Genomic DNA, 15,353 nt, shown 5'->3' on the forward strand with positions numbered 1-15,353 from the left:
CCTGATGGCGCCGGTCACGGTATTGCCTGCCGCGATTTGAAAAGAAATCCATGATTATCGACCTCTACGGATTCGGCCCGGCGCTCGCCGCTGGCGCGCTGATGACTGTGAAACTGGCACTCTCGGCCCTGTGCCTGGGGCTGGTGCTCGGTCTGCTCGGCGCCTTGGCCAAGACTTCCCCGTACAAGCCGTTGCAATGGCTTGGCGGCACATACTCGACACTGGTTCGCGGCATCCCGGAGCTGCTCTGGGTGCTGTTGATCTACTTCGGCACCGTTAACCTGATGCGCGCCCTGGGCGAGTTTTTCGGTAACCCCGACCTTGAGCTCAATGCCTTCGCTGCGGGCGTGATTGCCCTGGGCCTGTGCTTTGGCGCCTACGCCACGGAAGTGTTTCGCGGCGCGATCCTCGCCATACCCAAAGGCCATCGTGAAGCCGGCGTGGCCCTGGGCCTGTCGAAATTTCGCATCTTCACCAAGTTGATCATGCCGCAGATGTGGCGCATCGCCCTGCCGGGCCTGGGCAACCTGTTCATGATCCTGATGAAGGACACCGCGCTGGTGTCGGTGATCGGCCTGGAAGAAATCATGCGTCACGCGCAAATCGGCGTGACCGTCTCCAAGCAACCGTTCACCTTTTATATGGTCGCGGCGTTCATGTATCTGAGTCTGACGATTCTGGCCATGACCGGCATGCACTTCCTGGAAAAACGCGCCGCTCGCGGCTTCGCGAGGAGCGCCCAATGAACTGGGAAGTCATCATCAAGTGGCTGCCGAAACTGGCCCAGGGCGCAACCCTGACCCTGGAACTGGTCGCCATTGCCGTCATCGCCGGCCTGTTGCTGGCGATCCCACTGGGCATCGCGCGTTCGTCGCGCCTGTGGTGGGTGCGAGCGTTTCCCTACGCCTACATCTTCTTTTTCCGCGGTACGCCGTTGCTGGTCCAACTGTTCCTCGTCTATTACGGGCTGGCGCAGTTCGACGCGATCCGTAATAGCTCAATGTGGCCCTACCTGCGCGACCCGTTCTGGTGTGCGACAGCCACCATGACCCTGCACACCGCCGCCTACATCGCTGAAATCCTGCGCGGCGCGATCCAGGCGATACCGCCGGGTGAGATCGAAGCGGCTCGGGCGCTGGGCATGTCCAAAGCCAAGGCGCTGATCTACATCATGCTGCCCCGCGCGGCGCGCATTGGCCTGCCGGCCTACAGCAACGAAGTGATCCTGATGCTCAAGGCCAGCGCCCTCGCCAGCACCGTGACGTTGCTGGAACTGACCGGCATGGCCCGTACCATCATCGCCCGGACCTACCTGCCGGTGGAGATCTTCTTCGCCGCTGGCATGTTCTATCTGCTGATGGCCTACGTGCTGGTACGCGGCTTCAAGCTGCTGGAGCGCTGGTTGCGCGTCGATGCCTGCCAAGGGCGTTGATCCTCAGGTGCTGACGGGCGAGGAACTGCTCGCCCGTTTCACCGCGCTGGACACTTTTCTGACAGCGCATCAGGCCCTGTGGAAACCTCGCCCCTTCACACATCTGCAACTGCCCTGGGAAACCACCTACCCCGAACTCGCCACTTGGCTTCGCGGGCGATCGCTGGAAGAGGCGGAAAGCGCTCACAACCACCCTGCCCTTGTCGATGCGCCGCAGCCTTTTGCTGCATTGGCGGACATGTCCCTGGCACTGAGTGCGCTGGATGAATTGCCTGCTCATACGCTCGAAGCGCCGGCTCATCGATTGAATGTGGATGTACCAGGGCGCAAGTGGCAGCAAATTGAAGCCTTTGCCGGTCGACTGCAGTTTGCTGATCCCGCCAGGCATTGGTTGGACTGGTGCTCGGGCAAGGGACATCTGGGCCGCCGCCTGCTACAACCCGGACAGCAACTCACCTGCCTGGAATACGATCCAGCGCTGGTTGCCAGCGGCCAGGCACTCAGCCAGCACCATCGACTGCACGCGCTGCATGTCGAACAGGACGTACTGGCGGCCAATGCGGCAGCGCTATTGGAAGCTCGACATACACCCGTCGCACTGCATGCCTGCGGCGATTTGCACGTGAGACTGATCCGGCTCGCCAGCGCAGCCGGCTGCAAGCAACTGGCCATCGCCCCTTGCTGCTACAACCGGACCCACCTGACACGGTATTCGCCGATGTCCTCGGCCGCGCAATACTCTGACCTGCAGCTGTCCCTCGACGACCTGGGGCTGCCAATGAGTGAAACCGTCACCGCCGGCGCCCGCGTACGACGCCAACGCGACACCTCGATGGCCCGACGCCTGGGCTTTGACTTGTTGCAAAGGCAACTGCGCGGCGTCGACGAGTACCTGCCAACCCCATCCCTGCCAAGCGCCTGGCTGGAAAAATCCTTTGCCGAATACTGCCAGCACTTGGCCGAACTCAAAGAGTTATCCACAGTCGGCGCCCAAAATTGGCCCGAGCTCGAGGCCGCCGGATGGCAGCGCCTTGCCCAGGTACGCAATCTAGAGCTCCTGCGCGGACTTTTCCGACGCCCATTGGAGCTTTGGCTGGTGCTCGATCGGGCCCTTTTCCTGCAAGAACAGGGTTACACCGTTCGCCTCGGCACCTTCTGCGAATCCTCGATCACACCGCGTAACATCCTGCTGCTGGCGGAACACCCTTAACGCCTCACAGCCTGTGGATAACTCTGTTGATGAAATATTCATGGATCCAATCTTTACAGCTGCTTCAGCCCTGAAACAACGCTGATCAAATTTCGTTCACTGAATAAAAAACCCAAAAAACAGGCATTTGCGAACTAATGAGAACGGATCCACAAAAACACTGTAAACCGGGTGAATCGAAAATCCCGTTGTGCATAAGCATTCGATCAAAAGACATAATCAACGATGGATCGGTCCCAAAGCACGCAAGAAAATGCAGCGCCGAGACCTCGTTTTGCACCGCGCGATGACAACCAGAGTGGGTCGAAAGACCTCAACAGAAGCCCGCGCAAAAATAGTCTGAATTCAGGGGTTTACAGAACCTTCCCAATCGCTATAATCGTCGCCCTGACATGCCGGTATAGCTCAGATGGTAGAGCAACTGACTTGTAATCAGTAGGTCCCGGGTTCGATTCCTGGTGCCGGCACCATACAAAACAAAGGCTCGCAGCGATGCGGGCCTTTTGTTTATCTGCGATAAAGCAAAGCGCACCTCATCTATCGTGCAGATGCTTCTTCAAGAACGACCGGGTTCGTTCGTGGACCGGATTCTGCAAGATCTCTGCTGGCGCCCCTTCCTCTACGACAACCCCACCGTCCATAAAGACAATCCGGTCTGCAACTTCGCCTGCAAAACGCATTTCATGGGTGACGATCAACATTGTCATATGCTCGGCCGCGAGCTGCTTCATGACTTGATTGACCTCTTCGACGAGCTCTGGGTCCAGCGCCGATGTGGCCTCATCGAACAGCATGACTTTCGGTTGCATAGCCAGTGCCCTGGCGATGGCAACGCGCTGCTTCTGCCCCCCTGACAGTCGAGAAGGATACTCATCGAATTTGTTGGCCAGCCCAACTTTTGACAAATATTCCATTGCCAACTCACGAGCTTCTTTCTTCGAAAGCCCTTTAAGCTTGATCGGGCCAAGGGCTATATTTTCATACACGGTCAAGTGCGGAAATAAATTGAAGTGCTGGAATACCATGCCCATCTGCTGGCGCACAGCATTTATATGCTGTTCAAACGCACGACCCTTCAACGCCCGATTGACTTGCTCACCCTCTAGCCAGATCTCGCCATCGTTCAAAACCTCCAGGTGGTTGATTGACCGCAGGAGCGTACTTTTGCCAGAGCCACTGGGGCCGATGATAGCGATGATTTGCCCGCGAGTTACGCAAAGATCGATTCCCTTGAGTACTTCAAGTGCTCCGTAGGCCTTACGAGCGCCCTTCACCTCAACCATGAATTTATTTCTGGTCATCGTGACATCTCTACCTTACTTTCGAGAAGATGCAAACCAGCCTCGAGAACAAGATTGGCTGCATAATAAATAACCGCGACCGTCAGATAAAACTCAAACGGGCTATAGGTCTCGCTTACTGCAAGTTGCGCGCTATATACCAACTCGGCAATTCCGATGATCGAAACAAGTGAAGTGTCCTTGAGCAGGACAATCATGTTATTTCCAAGCGGCGCAATAGTCCTGCGCAGCGCTTGCGGCACGATGATGTAGCGCTGAGTCTGTCCACGACTGAAGCCTATGGACCGGGCACCTTCAATTTGACCAGGGTCTACTGACATCACACCAGCACGAATGACGTCGGCATTGTAGACGGCGAAGTGCAGGCTAAGGCCTATGATGCCAGCCACCAGTGCAGGAATATCGATTCCCACTTGCACAAGACCGTAATAAATCAAATACAACTGAAGCAGGAGTGGGGTCCCCATGAGCAGCCAGGTCATAAAGCGCACGGGTAGCGCCAGGATTTTAGGCGCATACAGAACGATCAGTGCAAAGGCTACCCCGGCGATCAAGCTCAATACGCTTGAGCTTAGAAACATCACGACCGTCCACCAAAGGCCCGTCGCCAGCAATTCGGAATAGGGAGTAACGATACTAAGATCCAGGTTTTGCATCTGAATGCTCTCACCTTGCCGCGAAGCGATTATCGAGGTAGTCAACAATAAATCTAACCGAATAGACCATCACGATATAAAGCAATGCTGACACCATGAAAATCTCAAAAGGCTTGTACGTTGAACTGATAAAACGTTGCGCAGTATAGGACAGTTCAACAACGGAGATCGTCGACACCAACGCAGACCCTTTTATAAGCGCGACAGCATTTACGCCCAGCGGCCTTATCATCAGTTTTGCAGCTTGTGGCAGCTTGATAAGCCATAAAGTTTGCCCGCGCCCAAAACCAATTGAACGTGCAGCTTCTTCCTGGCCAGGATCAACGTTGATGATTGCGCCACGGATTGATTCCGCCATGTAGGCTGCGATGTTCAGGCCCAAGCCGATCACGCCCGCGGCAAACGGCTCCAATTCAAGGCCGACCTGCGGCCCACCAAAGTAAATGATGAATAGCTGAACCAGACAGGGAGTGCCGCGAAAAACACTGATGTAGATTCTTGCGAGGCTCCTAAATATGAGAAAAGTGGACAACCGCGCAGCAACCAGCACGATAGCGACCAGGAAACCCAGCAGGAGTGCAAGTACCGAGATTTGCACCGTAATCCAGGACGCTTCCAGGAAAAACGGGAATGTGCGCTGTATGAGTGTCAGATCCATAGAAACGCTCGGAAAAGGCCGATTGACTGGCCCGACGAAAAGTCGGGCCACGCTAAAGATGAATTAGCGGATATCGTTGCCAATCCACTTCATGGAGATCTTTTCGTAGGTGCCGTCGGCGAGCATTTCTTCAAGCGCCTTCTGCATCGTCGCCTTGAGCTCAGGATTATTTTTGCGCAGGGCAATACCCATGCCTTCAATGCCACCATCGCTCTCGGGCGGAGTAATGATGCGGACCTTCTGCCCGGTCTCCTTGACTGCGACCAACACCGGAACACTGTCCATCACCAGCGCGTCGATACGACCGGCATCCAGGTCAACCAGCATTTCCTGAAGCCCCTTATACGACCTCACCTTCAAGTTGCCGCGAGCCCTGGCCCATTTATCGTGGGCATCTCCGAGCGTAACGCCAACAGTGACATCTTTAAGATCATCAAAGCTTTTGATCGAAGAGTTGTCCTTCACCACGATCGTACGACCAGCATGGTAATAGGGCCCAACGAAATCCACGGCCCTCTGGCGTTCCGGGGTGATGGTCATGGACGCGATAATGGCGTCGTATTTTTTCGCAAGAAGACCCGCAATGATTCCGTCGAACGGGGTCGTGATGATCGTCACTTTTACCCCCATCCGCTCTGCCAGTGCCTCGCTGATGGAGGCGTCGAATCCGACAACCTTGTTGTTCTCGTTAACAAAGCTGAAAGGAACGTATTGGCCACTCATCGCGATACGAATCTCTTGGGCATCCTGAATCGACTTCAAATCATCAGCGTGAACAGCGGAGGTGAAAACCAGTGCCCCAGCCAACACGGTGGAAGCAACAATCAAGTCCTTGAGCTTTTTAATTAGCATTGGATTGCACCTCGGAAGAATTATTATTTATTTTTTTTGGGGCTCTTCACCCAGCCTTCAGGAAAAGCTTTGCACAGGCAATTCTGGAAAGCACCCGGCAAGGTGCCAGCCTGCCTGACACATTGCCGGAGTTGACCGACACTATGCCGGGAAGACAGCGTGCGACGAGACTGAGCAAGTGCCCCTGGTCGCAAGCCACCGACCTAAACGGCTTACTGCAGTGCGGCCTTGAAGCTTTCGTCCAGGACTTCAAGTAGAAAGTCCGCATTCTTCTGACTGAAAATCATCGACGGACGCATTTTCAGGACATTGTCATAAGGGCCTTCAGTACCGATCAAAACACCTCGTTCCCTGGCACCGTCGGCTACTTTTTTGGCCAGCGCAGTGGCTGGAGTTTTCGTCTTGCGATCGGTGACAAGTTCTATCCCCAGAAAAAGACCCAGCCCGCGCACATCGCCAATTGCATCGTATCGCTGCTGCAATTTTCGGAAGCCGTCGAGCAGATAGTTACCCATGGTTAGTGCGTTGAGTTTCAAGTTATCGCGCTCAATTACATCGAGCACAGAAAGCCCTACCGCACAGGAAACCGGACTGCCGGCAAAAGTATTGAAATACTCCATGCCATTGTTGAAGCTGTCGGCAATCTCACGCGTGGTCACGACTGCGGACATGGGATGTCCGTTACCAATGGGTTTGCCCATGGAAACTGCATCGGGAACGACGCCTTGGGTTTCAAATGCCCACCAGTGGCTACCGACTCGACCAAAGCCGACCTGGACTTCGTCAGCCAGGCAAAGACCGCCCTCTGCCCGAACCATTGCGTAAACTTCTTTCAAGTAGTTTTGCGGGAAGAACAATTGCCCGGCGACACTTGGAATGGACTCCGCCAAAAAGAAAGCTGGGGATCTGCCTTGCTTGCGCATGATCTCGATCTGATCCGCCACACTTTCAGCGAATCGCTTGCCAAGTTCCTCGAACGGCCAGTCTTGCGCAGCTCGGTAAGCATCCGGGACAGCCGCCTCGAACACATGGTCTGCACGCCCTTTACCGGCCTTGCGCTTATATTTGTAAGGGCTGAGGTCGATCAGCTCCTGTGTCGTGCCGTGGTACGCCCAATCCAGCACAATGGCGTCGTTACGCCCCGTGTGATTGCGCGCCATACGAAGCATCAGGCTGTTTGCTTCACTGCCTGAACAGCCGAAGGAAGCGACCGCCAAACCTTCAGGTAACGTAGCGGTGAGCCGCTCTGCGTACTCCACGATATTATCGTGCAGGTATCGCGTGTTGGTGTTCAGGCGCGCAGCCTGCCGTGAAAGCGCTTGCACCACATCTGGATGGGAGTGGCCGAGATGGCACACGTTATTGAAGCAATCCAGATACGCTCTTCCAAAGTTATCGATCAACCAAACCCCGTCACCGCGAACGAACTTGATCGGATCTGAATAGGAAATCGACAAGTTTGGAAGCAACAGTTCCTTACGCTTGGCAACGATCTCTGCCTTGGTGCGGCCGTCCTGGCTGTAGGTTTCCGGAGGAATTCCCGCGAGAGTCGATGCATCGGGAAAAAGGTCGGCCCATACATCTAGATAAGCCCGCTCACCTACGCCAATGAACTCGCTGGCTTTCAATCCGGTGTCGGTGGACATCTGAAAATGCACATGGGGAATCCACCCACCGTTTTCCGCATCTGCGCCCATGTATCCGACAAGCGCGCCAGCCTCAAGGTGGTCGCCGGGTTTGAGGCGCGCCAGCGCTTCATGAGCCATGTGCCCCCAAAGTGTCAGGAAGGGTGGGCAGCCTTCTGGTGAGTGCTTGAGCATGATCAAGCCCCCATAGCCAAGCGGCTCGCGCTCGACCTCGACGCTCTGCACCACACCTGCAACAGGTGTATAGAGAGGCGTGCCGGCGGGCATGATCAAATCGACACCGACGTGAATGATCCGACGCTGCCCTTCAATGAACCGCGATTCGAATGCCGCGTCGGTGTAGATGGTTCTTTCCTCGCCCCATGGTCCAATGCCAAGCGGCACCTTGTGCGCGGTGGAAAACTCATTCCACCACTGGGTTGCCTGCGCTGGTCGCTGCTCGGCTGAGGCAATCGTCATCACGTGCGAAGCATCGCCGAACGGAGCAATCGCTTTGTTCATGGTCGCAGCCGATGGACGCACGATATCCGCGAAAGACTTACTGTTTTCCACTACCCAGCAGCGAACCGCGCCAGCGCCTTCGATCGCGTCAAAACCGCAGGCTTTGCGCAAGATTGCCGTCGCCAGTCGAGGGTTCATGCGATCCATCCTCTCCAGCAGGCGCCAGGCCGGCGCTTCGCTGATGGCAAGGTAGGGATTGTCTTGAGCCTGGCCGTATCGCGATGCCGACAAGGTGACGCTCGTGACCAGACGCATCGCTATGAGATTGAAGAGGACGTCGACCTCCTCCGGATGCAGAGGGTATTTCTCATGGAAACCGGCCGTGAGGGCGGCGGCCGCGCCGATTGGATCTTCCATGTCGAGAATGGAATAAGCACAGGTGATGGCAACTTCGGCAATCAGGATCGTATGGACCGCATCGCCGAAATCGATGATGCCTGAGACTTTCTGATGGTTCCCGGAGTCGACGAGGATGTTCCAGTCATTGCCATCATTGTGAATGACTTGAGTGCGCAAACGCGCGAGCTTGGGTTGAACCGTTTTTTCGAACGTATCAATGAACCGTTGCAGAATTGCTCTTTTGCCAATGTCTTTCACGAAATGCAGGCGTGAGCGCGAACGTGCGGCGTGACGCAAATCCCAGTCGAGATCACGTACCGCGCCCGCATGCATGAAACCCTGGAGTGCATGATCCACATCACCGAAAGACTGACCGAGGCTACGCATCAATTCGAACGTACGCTCGACCTCGGCAAGCGGCGTTCCTTGCAACCAGCTGACCAGGCGAACCGCATGGGTTTCGCCAGAAGCTGCCACCGCCGAGGCGAGAAAATCACCCTCGCGGCTTTTCTTGAGAAAGGGCACGGCAAGCTCGGGGCTGTTACTGGCAAGGTGACTGAGAATGGCCGTCTGAAACTCGCTTTCAATTCGCGGTTCCGTCGAGTTGACGACTTTCAGGATCCACCCCGCATCGGTTCCTGTCTTCAACCGATAGTTGCGGTCTCGTTCGCCGTCCAGTGGCGTGGCCGTACCGATAACGTTGAAAAGCTGTTCACCGAGCTTTTCGGCATCCCCCGTCGAGAACTGGGGGGCGGGATGAGAAAGATTAGTCATGGTAATTGTTTTCCAAGCCATTTTTTTCAGATAGCTTGGCACGCGAAGCCTTGGACGGCAGTAGGTATGCGGTCGACTTTGGCCTGCATATTGTCGGAATCGACCGGCACAAATCCGGTAGCAAATTTAGGGAGTTCTGATGCGCGACCTGGACACGAAAGATCGCGAAATACTCGAAATCCTGTCCAGAGAGGCTCGCATTGCCCTGAAGGCCCTGGCCGCGAGAATCGGACTTTCAAGAAGCGCCACCAGCGAGCGCGTCATCAACCTTGAGCGCAATGGTGTGATCCGAGGCTATCGGGCTGATATCGGCGAAATCGATGCCAATGTGATTCGCGCGATCCTTCTCGTTAGCCTCAAGCGCACGCCCGCAATCAGCCTGCTGGACCTGCTTGCCCAGAACTCGCAGGTACGACGCGTCTCTTCGGTCAGTGGCCAGCTTGATCTGGTCATCGAGATCGAATCGCGAACGATCGATGATCTGAATCGGGTCAGAGATGCAGTAGCCAGCCACGAAACCGTTGAAGACATCACCACTGCTGTCGTGCTTCGACGCGATATTGATCGGCAGACTTCCTGATTCGTACTGGTTCGAAATCGTGAAAGAAACTGCATCCTGATACTGTTCGAAAAACAAAGCCCTCGAAGCAATACGAGGGCTTTGTTGTTTCTGCTGCCTGGAAAACCCAGATCTTAGTGACCCGCGCTCTGCCCGCCATCCACGTGGAGGATTTCGCCAGTGACGAACTTGGCCCCGTCCAGGTACACGACCGCGTTGGCGATGTCATCGATCTCGCCCATATGCCCGACCGGGTGCAGAGCGCCCAGTGCGGCGTGGGTTTCTTCGCCGTGCATCGGGGTCTTGATGATGCCGGGCGATACTGCATTCACCCGAATGCCGCGCTTGGCGTATTCGATGGCCAGGGATTTGGTTGCCGCGTTCAAGCCACCTTTGGTCAGCGAGGCCAGTACCGAAGGCACGCCATCGATAGCATGGTCCACCAGGCTGGTGGTGATGTTGACGACGTGGCCGCTGCCTTGTTTTTCCATCTCGGCGATGGCCAGTTGGGTGATGTAGAAGAAGCCGTTGACGTTCACCGATAGCACATTGGCGTAGTCTTCAGCGGTGTACTGGGTGAACGGCTTGGCGATGAAGATCCCGGCGTTGTTGATCAGGGTGTCGACACGACCGAAGCGTGCGATCGCTTCACGGATTACGCGCTGTGCAGTCTCTGGCTCGCCGATGTCGCCGGCCACGGTGAGGATGTCTGGATCGGTGGATGGCTTGATCGAGCGCGAGGTCGCGACGATCTGGTAGCCGAGCTCGCGGAAGGCCTTGACCATGCCGTCGCCGAGACCTTGGGATGCGCCAGTGATGACAACGACTTTTTTCGAATTGCTCATGATGAACCTCTACTCATAAATGATGGTTTGAAAACAACTTGGTAATCAGGCTTGCGCCATTTGTCTCAACATCTGTTCGTAGTACTCGACCGACTGCGAACCGGACACCAGGTGACGGCCGTTGAGTACCAGGGCCGGGACCGAATTGATGCCGTGCTGGTGATAGAACGCTTCAAGCTCACGCACCTCGTTGGCAAAGGCGCCCGACGCCAACACCTCGCGTGCACGGTCCTCGTCCAATCCGGCTTGACCCGCCAGCCGTACCAGCGTCTGCTGATCGCTCGGGTTCTGGCCTTCGCTGAAGTAAGCGCGAAGCAGGATCTTCTTCAGTGCCACCTGGCGTCCTTCTTCCAGCGCCCAGAGCAACAACCGGTGGGCGTCGAAGGTGTTGTAGAAGTGGGTGCGCTTCTCCAGGTCGAACTTGAAGCCGATGGCATTGCCGCGTTCGATCTGCATTGCTTTGCCATTGGCGACGTCCTGGGCGGTACGTCCGTATTTGCGCATCAAATGCTCGACCGCTTTCTCGCCTTCGGGCGGCATGTTCGGGTTCAGCTCGAAAGGCTTGTAGGTCAGCTCGACCGCAACTTCACCCGCCACGTTCTCGATCGCCTGCTCCAGCGCCGTCGCCCCCAGTGCGCACCATGGGCACACCACATCGGAGACGAAATCGATGGTGACTGAAGGCGTCATGACTGCCCCTCGTCCGCCAGTTGCTTGCGGTACTGGGTAGTGGTGATCCCGGCGTAGCCCCAGTTATCGGTGTCGACTTCCTCGATCACGATGTGGGTCAGGTCAGGGCGTTTGTTGAGGACGCGTTCCAGTGTTTCAGTGATCTCGGCGATCACCTGAGCTTTCTGCTCAGTGGTAACGCCATCGCGGGTGATGCGTACGCTTACGAAAGGCATGAGGGAAACTCCAGTGACCTTCCCGTCGGGATGATGGGAGAGGCGTTGGAGCTCAATGTAGGGAGTTCGCTGGAGGGGATAAAGGTGGGGACGGGAACATCATTAGTTACGTAGTGTAATAGGTCTCTCCGTCAACGATGGCTCCGCCGGGAATATTCTCCGTTCGTTCTGAAGAAAAAGCCCCGAATCATTCGGGGCTTTTCATTTTCGCGCGTTAGTCGGCGTAACGTTTAAACTCATTACTGTCGCGGCTTAGCAACTGCATCAGCTTCGGATGGATAAACAGCTTCTCCTTCCCCACTTGAATCTCCTCTAACACACCAATGGTCACCAGATCTTTCAGGTGACGTGAAGCAGCCTGTCGTTGAGCAACTTTCTTGTCGACCACGTTGCTGATGCGGCAGTAGGGCTGTTCGAAGATGACGTCCAACAACTCCCGTGAGTAGGTTTTGGGTACTTGGTCACGCACAAATTGAGTGGTGTGTTCGGACAATGCGCGGATTGCGGCAATTTTGGCTGTCGTCCAACGCGCGGTTTCCTCTACTGCACTGAGCATGAACAACAGCCATGGCTCCCACGCCTGCTGGGTCGTCACCTCCAGCAAGAGTCGATAGTAATCGGCACGCTGGGCAATGATGTAGCGGCTGAGATACAGAATCGGCAGGTTCAGCAAGCCTTCCTGAATCAGAAACAGAGTATTGATGACGCGCCCGGTACGACCATTGCCGTCGACAAAAAGATGGATGGCCTCAAATTGATAATGCCCGACCGCCATGCGAACCAGTGGATCGAGATCGGTTTCGTTGTGCAGAAAGCGCTCCCAGTTGGCGAGAAGGTTGCGCAGGTGTTCTTCTCCTTCGGGCGGGGTATAGATGACCTCACCGGTCCGGTCATTGGCGAGCTGCGTGCCAGGTGTACGGCGAATATCCAGTTTCGCGCCCTTCAACGTACGGCAGATTTCCACGGCGGTGTTGGTGGATAGCGGACGTTCAGCCAAGGACTGGAAACCTTGGCTCAGCGCCGTTCGATAGCGCAGCGCCTCCTTGGTGGCCGGGTCTGCGTGGTTATCCGTGTCTTGCGCATGCTGGAACAGCAAATCCGTGGTGGTGACGATGCTTTCTATTTCCGAGCTAGCCTTGGCTTCGAGCAACGGAATGGTATTGATCAGAACCGTCTGGTTAGGAATCAACTCTGCTGCCTGCTTCAACTCGGCCAAGGCCGTGCGTGCCTCAATACATTTTTTGAGGACTGCACGTGTTTCCAGCTCGACTCCCGGCGGCAGCAGTGGAAGCTGGTTGTATGGCCTGTCTGCCTGCCATGGCAGCAACGGTTCGGTCATGGATGCGTTCCTGATCATTTTGTATGTGTTTTGAGCAGAGATTGACCTCTCTCATGTCGCCAGTGTAGACATGAGGGCATAACGTGTCGCACTTTTCCACTTTTTGCGACACGTCCTCGGAACATGTCGCCGCGGGCGACACGTTCACAACACATGTACCCGAAATCGACTTTTGACGACATGACCCATTTAGCACAAGAAAAAAAGCCCCGAACCAGTCGGGGCTTCTTCTTTTCGGCCTTGAATCAGGCCTCGATAACACAACCCATCATCAGAAAACGTTGATCGGGTAATCCACGAAAACCCGCACTTCGTTACCGCTGACGTTGTATTCGCTCGACTTCTGCGACACGCGCAGGATGGAGCTGCGCAGCTTGATGCTCAGGTCTTTGGCCGGGCCGCTTTGCACGACGTACTTGAACTGGTTGAAGATCTCGCGCTCGGTACCGCCTTCGCTGGTGGAGGTGGTGATGTTGTCACCGCGTACGTAAGCGAAGTTGTAGCTCAGGCCCGGTACACCGAAGGTGCTGAAATCCAGGCCGTAGCCCAGTTGCCAGCTGCGTTCGTCTTCGGCGTTGAAGTCCGACCAGTAGGAGTTGGCCAGGTAGATGGTGTTGCCACCGTCACCGACGCGACCTTGATCCTTCTGGTAGCCGCCGTAGGCGTAGCCCAGGTTGCTGTCGCCGGTGCTGCGCTGGTGCGCCAGGGTGAACGAGTGTGGGCCGGTGGCGAAGGTGGCTGCCAGGCTCCAGATCTTGTTGTCGTCGCCGGTGATGTTGTTGTCGCGAACGTAGGAATCTTCCAGCTTGGTGCGATAGCCGTTGAAGTCCAGGGTCAGGGACTGATCCTTGTCGAACGGGAACACGTAGTTGGCGTTCACGTATTGCTTCTTCAGCACGTCTTCGACGTCGGACGCGTACAACGCAGCCTTGAATTGTTCGGTGAACTGGTAGCTACCACCCAACACGTTGATCGACTTCAGGCCACCGCTGTCATGGCCTTCGGCGCTTTTGCGCGATTCGGCGGTGAAGCGACCGGCGTTCAGTTCCAGGCCCTTGATCTCCTTGGAGGTGATCAGGGTGCCGGTGTAGCTTTCCGGCAGCAGGCGACCGTTGTCGTAGCTCAGTACCGGCAGGACCGGCATTTGGTCGCCGTAAGTCAGCGTTGTGCTGGACAGGCGGAATTTGACCGCTGCGCCAGCTTTGGCCAGGTCGTCAGCCGGTTCGCCGCTGGCACCCTTTTTGAAAAAATCGATGCCTTGGGCGCCGCTACGATCTTCATTGCGCTCCAGGTTGAGCGCGTACAGACCAAAGGCATCCACACCCACACCGATGGTGCCTTGGGTGAAGCCGGACGAGAACGTACCGATGGCCGCTTGGCCCCACTCGGACTTGTCCGGGTTGCCGTCTTTGTAGTCACGGTTCATATAGGCGTTGCGCAGCAGCACTTTTAGGCTGCTTTCTTCAACAAAGCCCTTGGATTCGGCCTGGTCGTTAGCCATGGCCTGCGTAGCGCTCAAAATCCCCAGAGCGATCAGGCTGATTCGCTTGTTCAACATGTTGTTTTCCTTATTACGGGTTGAAACGCGCTGTGTTGATCGGCTGAAACGGCGCTATCGCACTCTTATTTCATTCCGCAAAGAAAAAGGCCCGCCCACGATCAGTCGCGGCGGGCCTTTTTATTATTTTTCGGTCATGGCGGTCTGCCACAGGCGTTGGGCCGGATCGTAGCTGCGGGGTTAACTATATGTCAATTTCATGAATCGTCTGTAAATAGGCGTAATTCGTCTAAGAAGTGAGGTTCCTTGGCAGAAAAACTCAAACGGTTGTCCGGCGTGAAGCAACCTGCGCCCACAAAAAAAGCGCTGCCATCCTGGCAGCGCTTTTCTTTTATCAATCCATTGTTTTTCTTCTTATCCTTCCATCACATCCCATAACGCATCCAGTTCTGCCTCGCTGAATAAACCAGCGGGGTAGCGTTCGATCATCGTCCGGCGCGGATCACTTTTTGTGGTCTGACGCGTTCCTTTGGACTTGAACCAATTCGCCAGAGTCTGGAGCGATTCAGCATTTACCGCCAGGGGATGCAACGCCCGGTCGCTCACCACATTCACATCGGCGTTCATTTCAGCGCTCTCTCCTGGTTTGCGAGCGGCCTAACTTATCCAAGGTTTATGACAGAACAACTAAGTTCTCCCCCTCCCTGTTTTGCGCCATGAGCGATACAAGAGCTATGCCAAGGTGCCTGGAATGTCGACGAGCGGATACAAAAAAGCCCGCCGACCAGAAGGACTGCGGGCTCTATACCAGGCGGTGCGCGAAAACGTTTGCCTGATT

15 protein-coding genes and 1 tRNA gene are annotated in these 15,353 nt (G+C 55.8%); 5 read left to right on the forward strand and 11 right to left on the reverse strand.

What is annotated here, in order from left to right:
- Positions 1 to 50 precede the first annotated feature (50 nt).
- From AC3WWR_RS03135 to AC3WWR_RS03150, 4 genes are all read left to right on the forward strand, one after another.
- On the forward strand, positions 51 to 746 hold the full coding sequence (locus tag AC3WWR_RS03135; protein WP_020795754.1) for an ABC transporter permease: 696 nt from the start codon (positions 51 to 53) through the stop codon (positions 744 to 746).
- Positions 743 to 1,432 carry an ABC transporter permease gene (locus AC3WWR_RS03140; protein WP_033038935.1) on the forward strand — a complete coding sequence of 230 codons (690 nt, stop codon included), beginning with the start codon at positions 743 to 745 and terminating at the stop codon, positions 1,430 to 1,432. Before AC3WWR_RS03135 ends, AC3WWR_RS03140 begins: the two co-directional genes overlap by 4 nt.
- Positions 1,413 to 2,642: a methyltransferase gene (locus tag AC3WWR_RS03145; protein WP_492598447.1), complete on the forward strand. Its 1,230-nt coding sequence runs from the start codon at positions 1,413 to 1,415 to the stop codon at positions 2,640 to 2,642. The genes AC3WWR_RS03140 and AC3WWR_RS03145 overlap by 20 nt, the downstream gene beginning before the upstream one ends.
- A 394-nt stretch (positions 2,643 to 3,036) precedes the next feature.
- Positions 3,037 to 3,112, forward strand: a tRNA-Thr gene (locus AC3WWR_RS03150).
- A 63-nt stretch (positions 3,113 to 3,175) separates the two neighbouring features.
- On the opposite strand, the gene AC3WWR_RS03155 is transcribed toward AC3WWR_RS03150, so the two are convergent.
- The 5 genes from AC3WWR_RS03155 to AC3WWR_RS03175 all read right to left on the reverse strand — a co-directional run bounded on the left by AC3WWR_RS03155 (position 3,176) and on the right by AC3WWR_RS03175 (position 9,369).
- A complete protein-coding gene (locus AC3WWR_RS03155) occupies positions 3,176 to 3,943 on the reverse strand; it encodes an amino acid ABC transporter ATP-binding protein (protein WP_033039999.1) in 768 nt (255 codons plus the stop codon).
- Positions 3,940 to 4,599 (reverse strand): amino acid ABC transporter permease, encoded by a 660-nt coding sequence (locus tag AC3WWR_RS03160; RefSeq protein WP_033040002.1) that lies wholly within the window; start codon positions 4,597 to 4,599, stop codon positions 3,940 to 3,942. Before AC3WWR_RS03160 ends, AC3WWR_RS03155 begins: the two co-directional genes overlap by 4 nt.
- A 10-nt stretch (positions 4,600 to 4,609) precedes the next feature.
- Positions 4,610 to 5,257: an amino acid ABC transporter permease gene (locus tag AC3WWR_RS03165; RefSeq protein ID WP_033040004.1), complete on the reverse strand. Its 648-nt coding sequence runs from the start codon at positions 5,255 to 5,257 to the stop codon at positions 4,610 to 4,612.
- A gap of 63 nt (positions 5,258 to 5,320) precedes the next feature.
- Positions 5,321 to 6,109 (reverse strand): ABC transporter substrate-binding protein, encoded by a 789-nt coding sequence (locus AC3WWR_RS03170; protein WP_083350000.1) that lies wholly within the window; start codon positions 6,107 to 6,109, stop codon positions 5,321 to 5,323.
- 212 nt (positions 6,110 to 6,321) lie between these two features.
- Positions 6,322 to 9,369 (reverse strand): aminotransferase class III-fold pyridoxal phosphate-dependent enzyme, encoded by a 3,048-nt coding sequence (locus AC3WWR_RS03175; RefSeq protein WP_492598448.1) that lies wholly within the window; start codon positions 9,367 to 9,369, stop codon positions 6,322 to 6,324.
- A 139-nt stretch (positions 9,370 to 9,508) separates the two neighbouring features.
- On the opposite strand from AC3WWR_RS03175, the gene AC3WWR_RS03180 reads away from it, so the two are divergent.
- On the forward strand, positions 9,509 to 9,949 hold the full coding sequence (locus AC3WWR_RS03180) for an Lrp/AsnC family transcriptional regulator (RefSeq protein WP_033040011.1): 441 nt from the start codon (positions 9,509 to 9,511) through the stop codon (positions 9,947 to 9,949).
- A 113-nt stretch (positions 9,950 to 10,062) separates the two neighbouring features.
- On the opposite strand, the gene AC3WWR_RS03185 is transcribed toward AC3WWR_RS03180, so the two are convergent.
- The 6 genes from AC3WWR_RS03185 to AC3WWR_RS03210 all read right to left on the reverse strand — a co-directional run bounded on the left by AC3WWR_RS03185 (position 10,063) and on the right by AC3WWR_RS03210 (position 15,142).
- The gene (locus AC3WWR_RS03185; protein ID WP_020795757.1) at positions 10,063 to 10,773 is read right to left on the reverse strand and encodes an SDR family NAD(P)-dependent oxidoreductase; all 711 of its coding nucleotides are present in this window, start codon (positions 10,771 to 10,773) and stop codon (positions 10,063 to 10,065) included.
- Between the two features lie 45 nt (positions 10,774 to 10,818).
- A complete protein-coding gene (locus AC3WWR_RS03190) occupies positions 10,819 to 11,463 on the reverse strand; it encodes a DsbA family oxidoreductase (protein ID WP_020795758.1) in 645 nt (214 codons plus the stop codon).
- A complete protein-coding gene (locus tag AC3WWR_RS03195) occupies positions 11,460 to 11,678 on the reverse strand; it encodes a tautomerase family protein (protein WP_020795759.1) in 219 nt (72 codons plus the stop codon). Before AC3WWR_RS03195 ends, AC3WWR_RS03190 begins: the two co-directional genes overlap by 4 nt.
- A 214-nt stretch (positions 11,679 to 11,892) precedes the next feature.
- Entirely contained in the window at positions 11,893 to 13,017 is a 1,125-nt protein-coding gene (fic, locus tag AC3WWR_RS03200; RefSeq protein WP_492598449.1) for a protein adenylyltransferase Fic, read from the reverse strand.
- Positions 13,018 to 13,288: 271 nt separating this feature from the next.
- Positions 13,289 to 14,575 (reverse strand): OprD family porin, encoded by a 1,287-nt coding sequence (locus AC3WWR_RS03205; RefSeq protein WP_020795761.1) that lies wholly within the window; start codon positions 14,573 to 14,575, stop codon positions 13,289 to 13,291.
- Between the two features lie 354 nt (positions 14,576 to 14,929).
- Positions 14,930 to 15,142: a hypothetical protein gene (locus tag AC3WWR_RS03210; RefSeq protein ID WP_020795763.1), complete on the reverse strand. Its 213-nt coding sequence runs from the start codon at positions 15,140 to 15,142 to the stop codon at positions 14,930 to 14,932.
- Positions 15,143 to 15,353: the final 211 nt, after the last annotated feature.

This window comes from Pseudomonas sp. EB271-G4-1, from assembly GCF_058791355.1.

What these genes read in the sequence shown, in the direction of transcription:
- AC3WWR_RS03135 (WP_020795754.1), top strand. Translation starts at nt 51, where the DNA reads ATGATTATCGACCTCTACGGATTCGGCCCGGCGCTCGCCGCTGGCGCG.
- AC3WWR_RS03140 (WP_033038935.1), top strand. Translation starts at nt 743, where the DNA reads ATGAACTGGGAAGTCATCATCAAGTGGCTGCCGAAACTGGCCCAGGGC.
- AC3WWR_RS03145 (WP_492598447.1), top strand. Translation starts at nt 1,413, where the DNA reads ATGCCTGCCAAGGGCGTTGATCCTCAGGTGCTGACGGGCGAGGAACTG.
- AC3WWR_RS03155 (WP_033039999.1), bottom strand. Translation starts at nt 3,943, where the DNA reads ATGACCAGAAATAAATTCATGGTTGAGGTGAAGGGCGCTCGTAAGGCC.
- AC3WWR_RS03160 (WP_033040002.1), bottom strand. Translation starts at nt 4,599, where the DNA reads ATGCAAAACCTGGATCTTAGTATCGTTACTCCCTATTCCGAATTGCTG.
- AC3WWR_RS03165 (WP_033040004.1), bottom strand. Translation starts at nt 5,257, where the DNA reads ATGGATCTGACACTCATACAGCGCACATTCCCGTTTTTCCTGGAAGCG.
- AC3WWR_RS03170 (WP_083350000.1), bottom strand. Translation starts at nt 6,109, where the DNA reads ATGCTAATTAAAAAGCTCAAGGACTTGATTGTTGCTTCCACCGTGTTG.
- AC3WWR_RS03175 (WP_492598448.1), bottom strand. Translation starts at nt 9,369, where the DNA reads ATGACTAATCTTTCTCATCCCGCCCCCCAGTTCTCGACGGGGGATGCC.
- AC3WWR_RS03180 (WP_033040011.1), top strand. Translation starts at nt 9,509, where the DNA reads ATGCGCGACCTGGACACGAAAGATCGCGAAATACTCGAAATCCTGTCC.
- AC3WWR_RS03185 (WP_020795757.1), bottom strand. Translation starts at nt 10,773, where the DNA reads ATGAGCAATTCGAAAAAAGTCGTTGTCATCACTGGCGCATCCCAAGGT.
- AC3WWR_RS03190 (WP_020795758.1), bottom strand. Translation starts at nt 11,463, where the DNA reads ATGACGCCTTCAGTCACCATCGATTTCGTCTCCGATGTGGTGTGCCCA.
- AC3WWR_RS03195 (WP_020795759.1), bottom strand. Translation starts at nt 11,678, where the DNA reads ATGCCTTTCGTAAGCGTACGCATCACCCGCGATGGCGTTACCACTGAG.
- fic (WP_492598449.1), bottom strand. Translation starts at nt 13,017, where the DNA reads ATGACCGAACCGTTGCTGCCATGGCAGGCAGACAGGCCATACAACCAG.
- AC3WWR_RS03205 (WP_020795761.1), bottom strand. Translation starts at nt 14,575, where the DNA reads ATGTTGAACAAGCGAATCAGCCTGATCGCTCTGGGGATTTTGAGCGCT.
- AC3WWR_RS03210 (WP_020795763.1), bottom strand. Translation starts at nt 15,142, where the DNA reads ATGAACGCCGATGTGAATGTGGTGAGCGACCGGGCGTTGCATCCCCTG.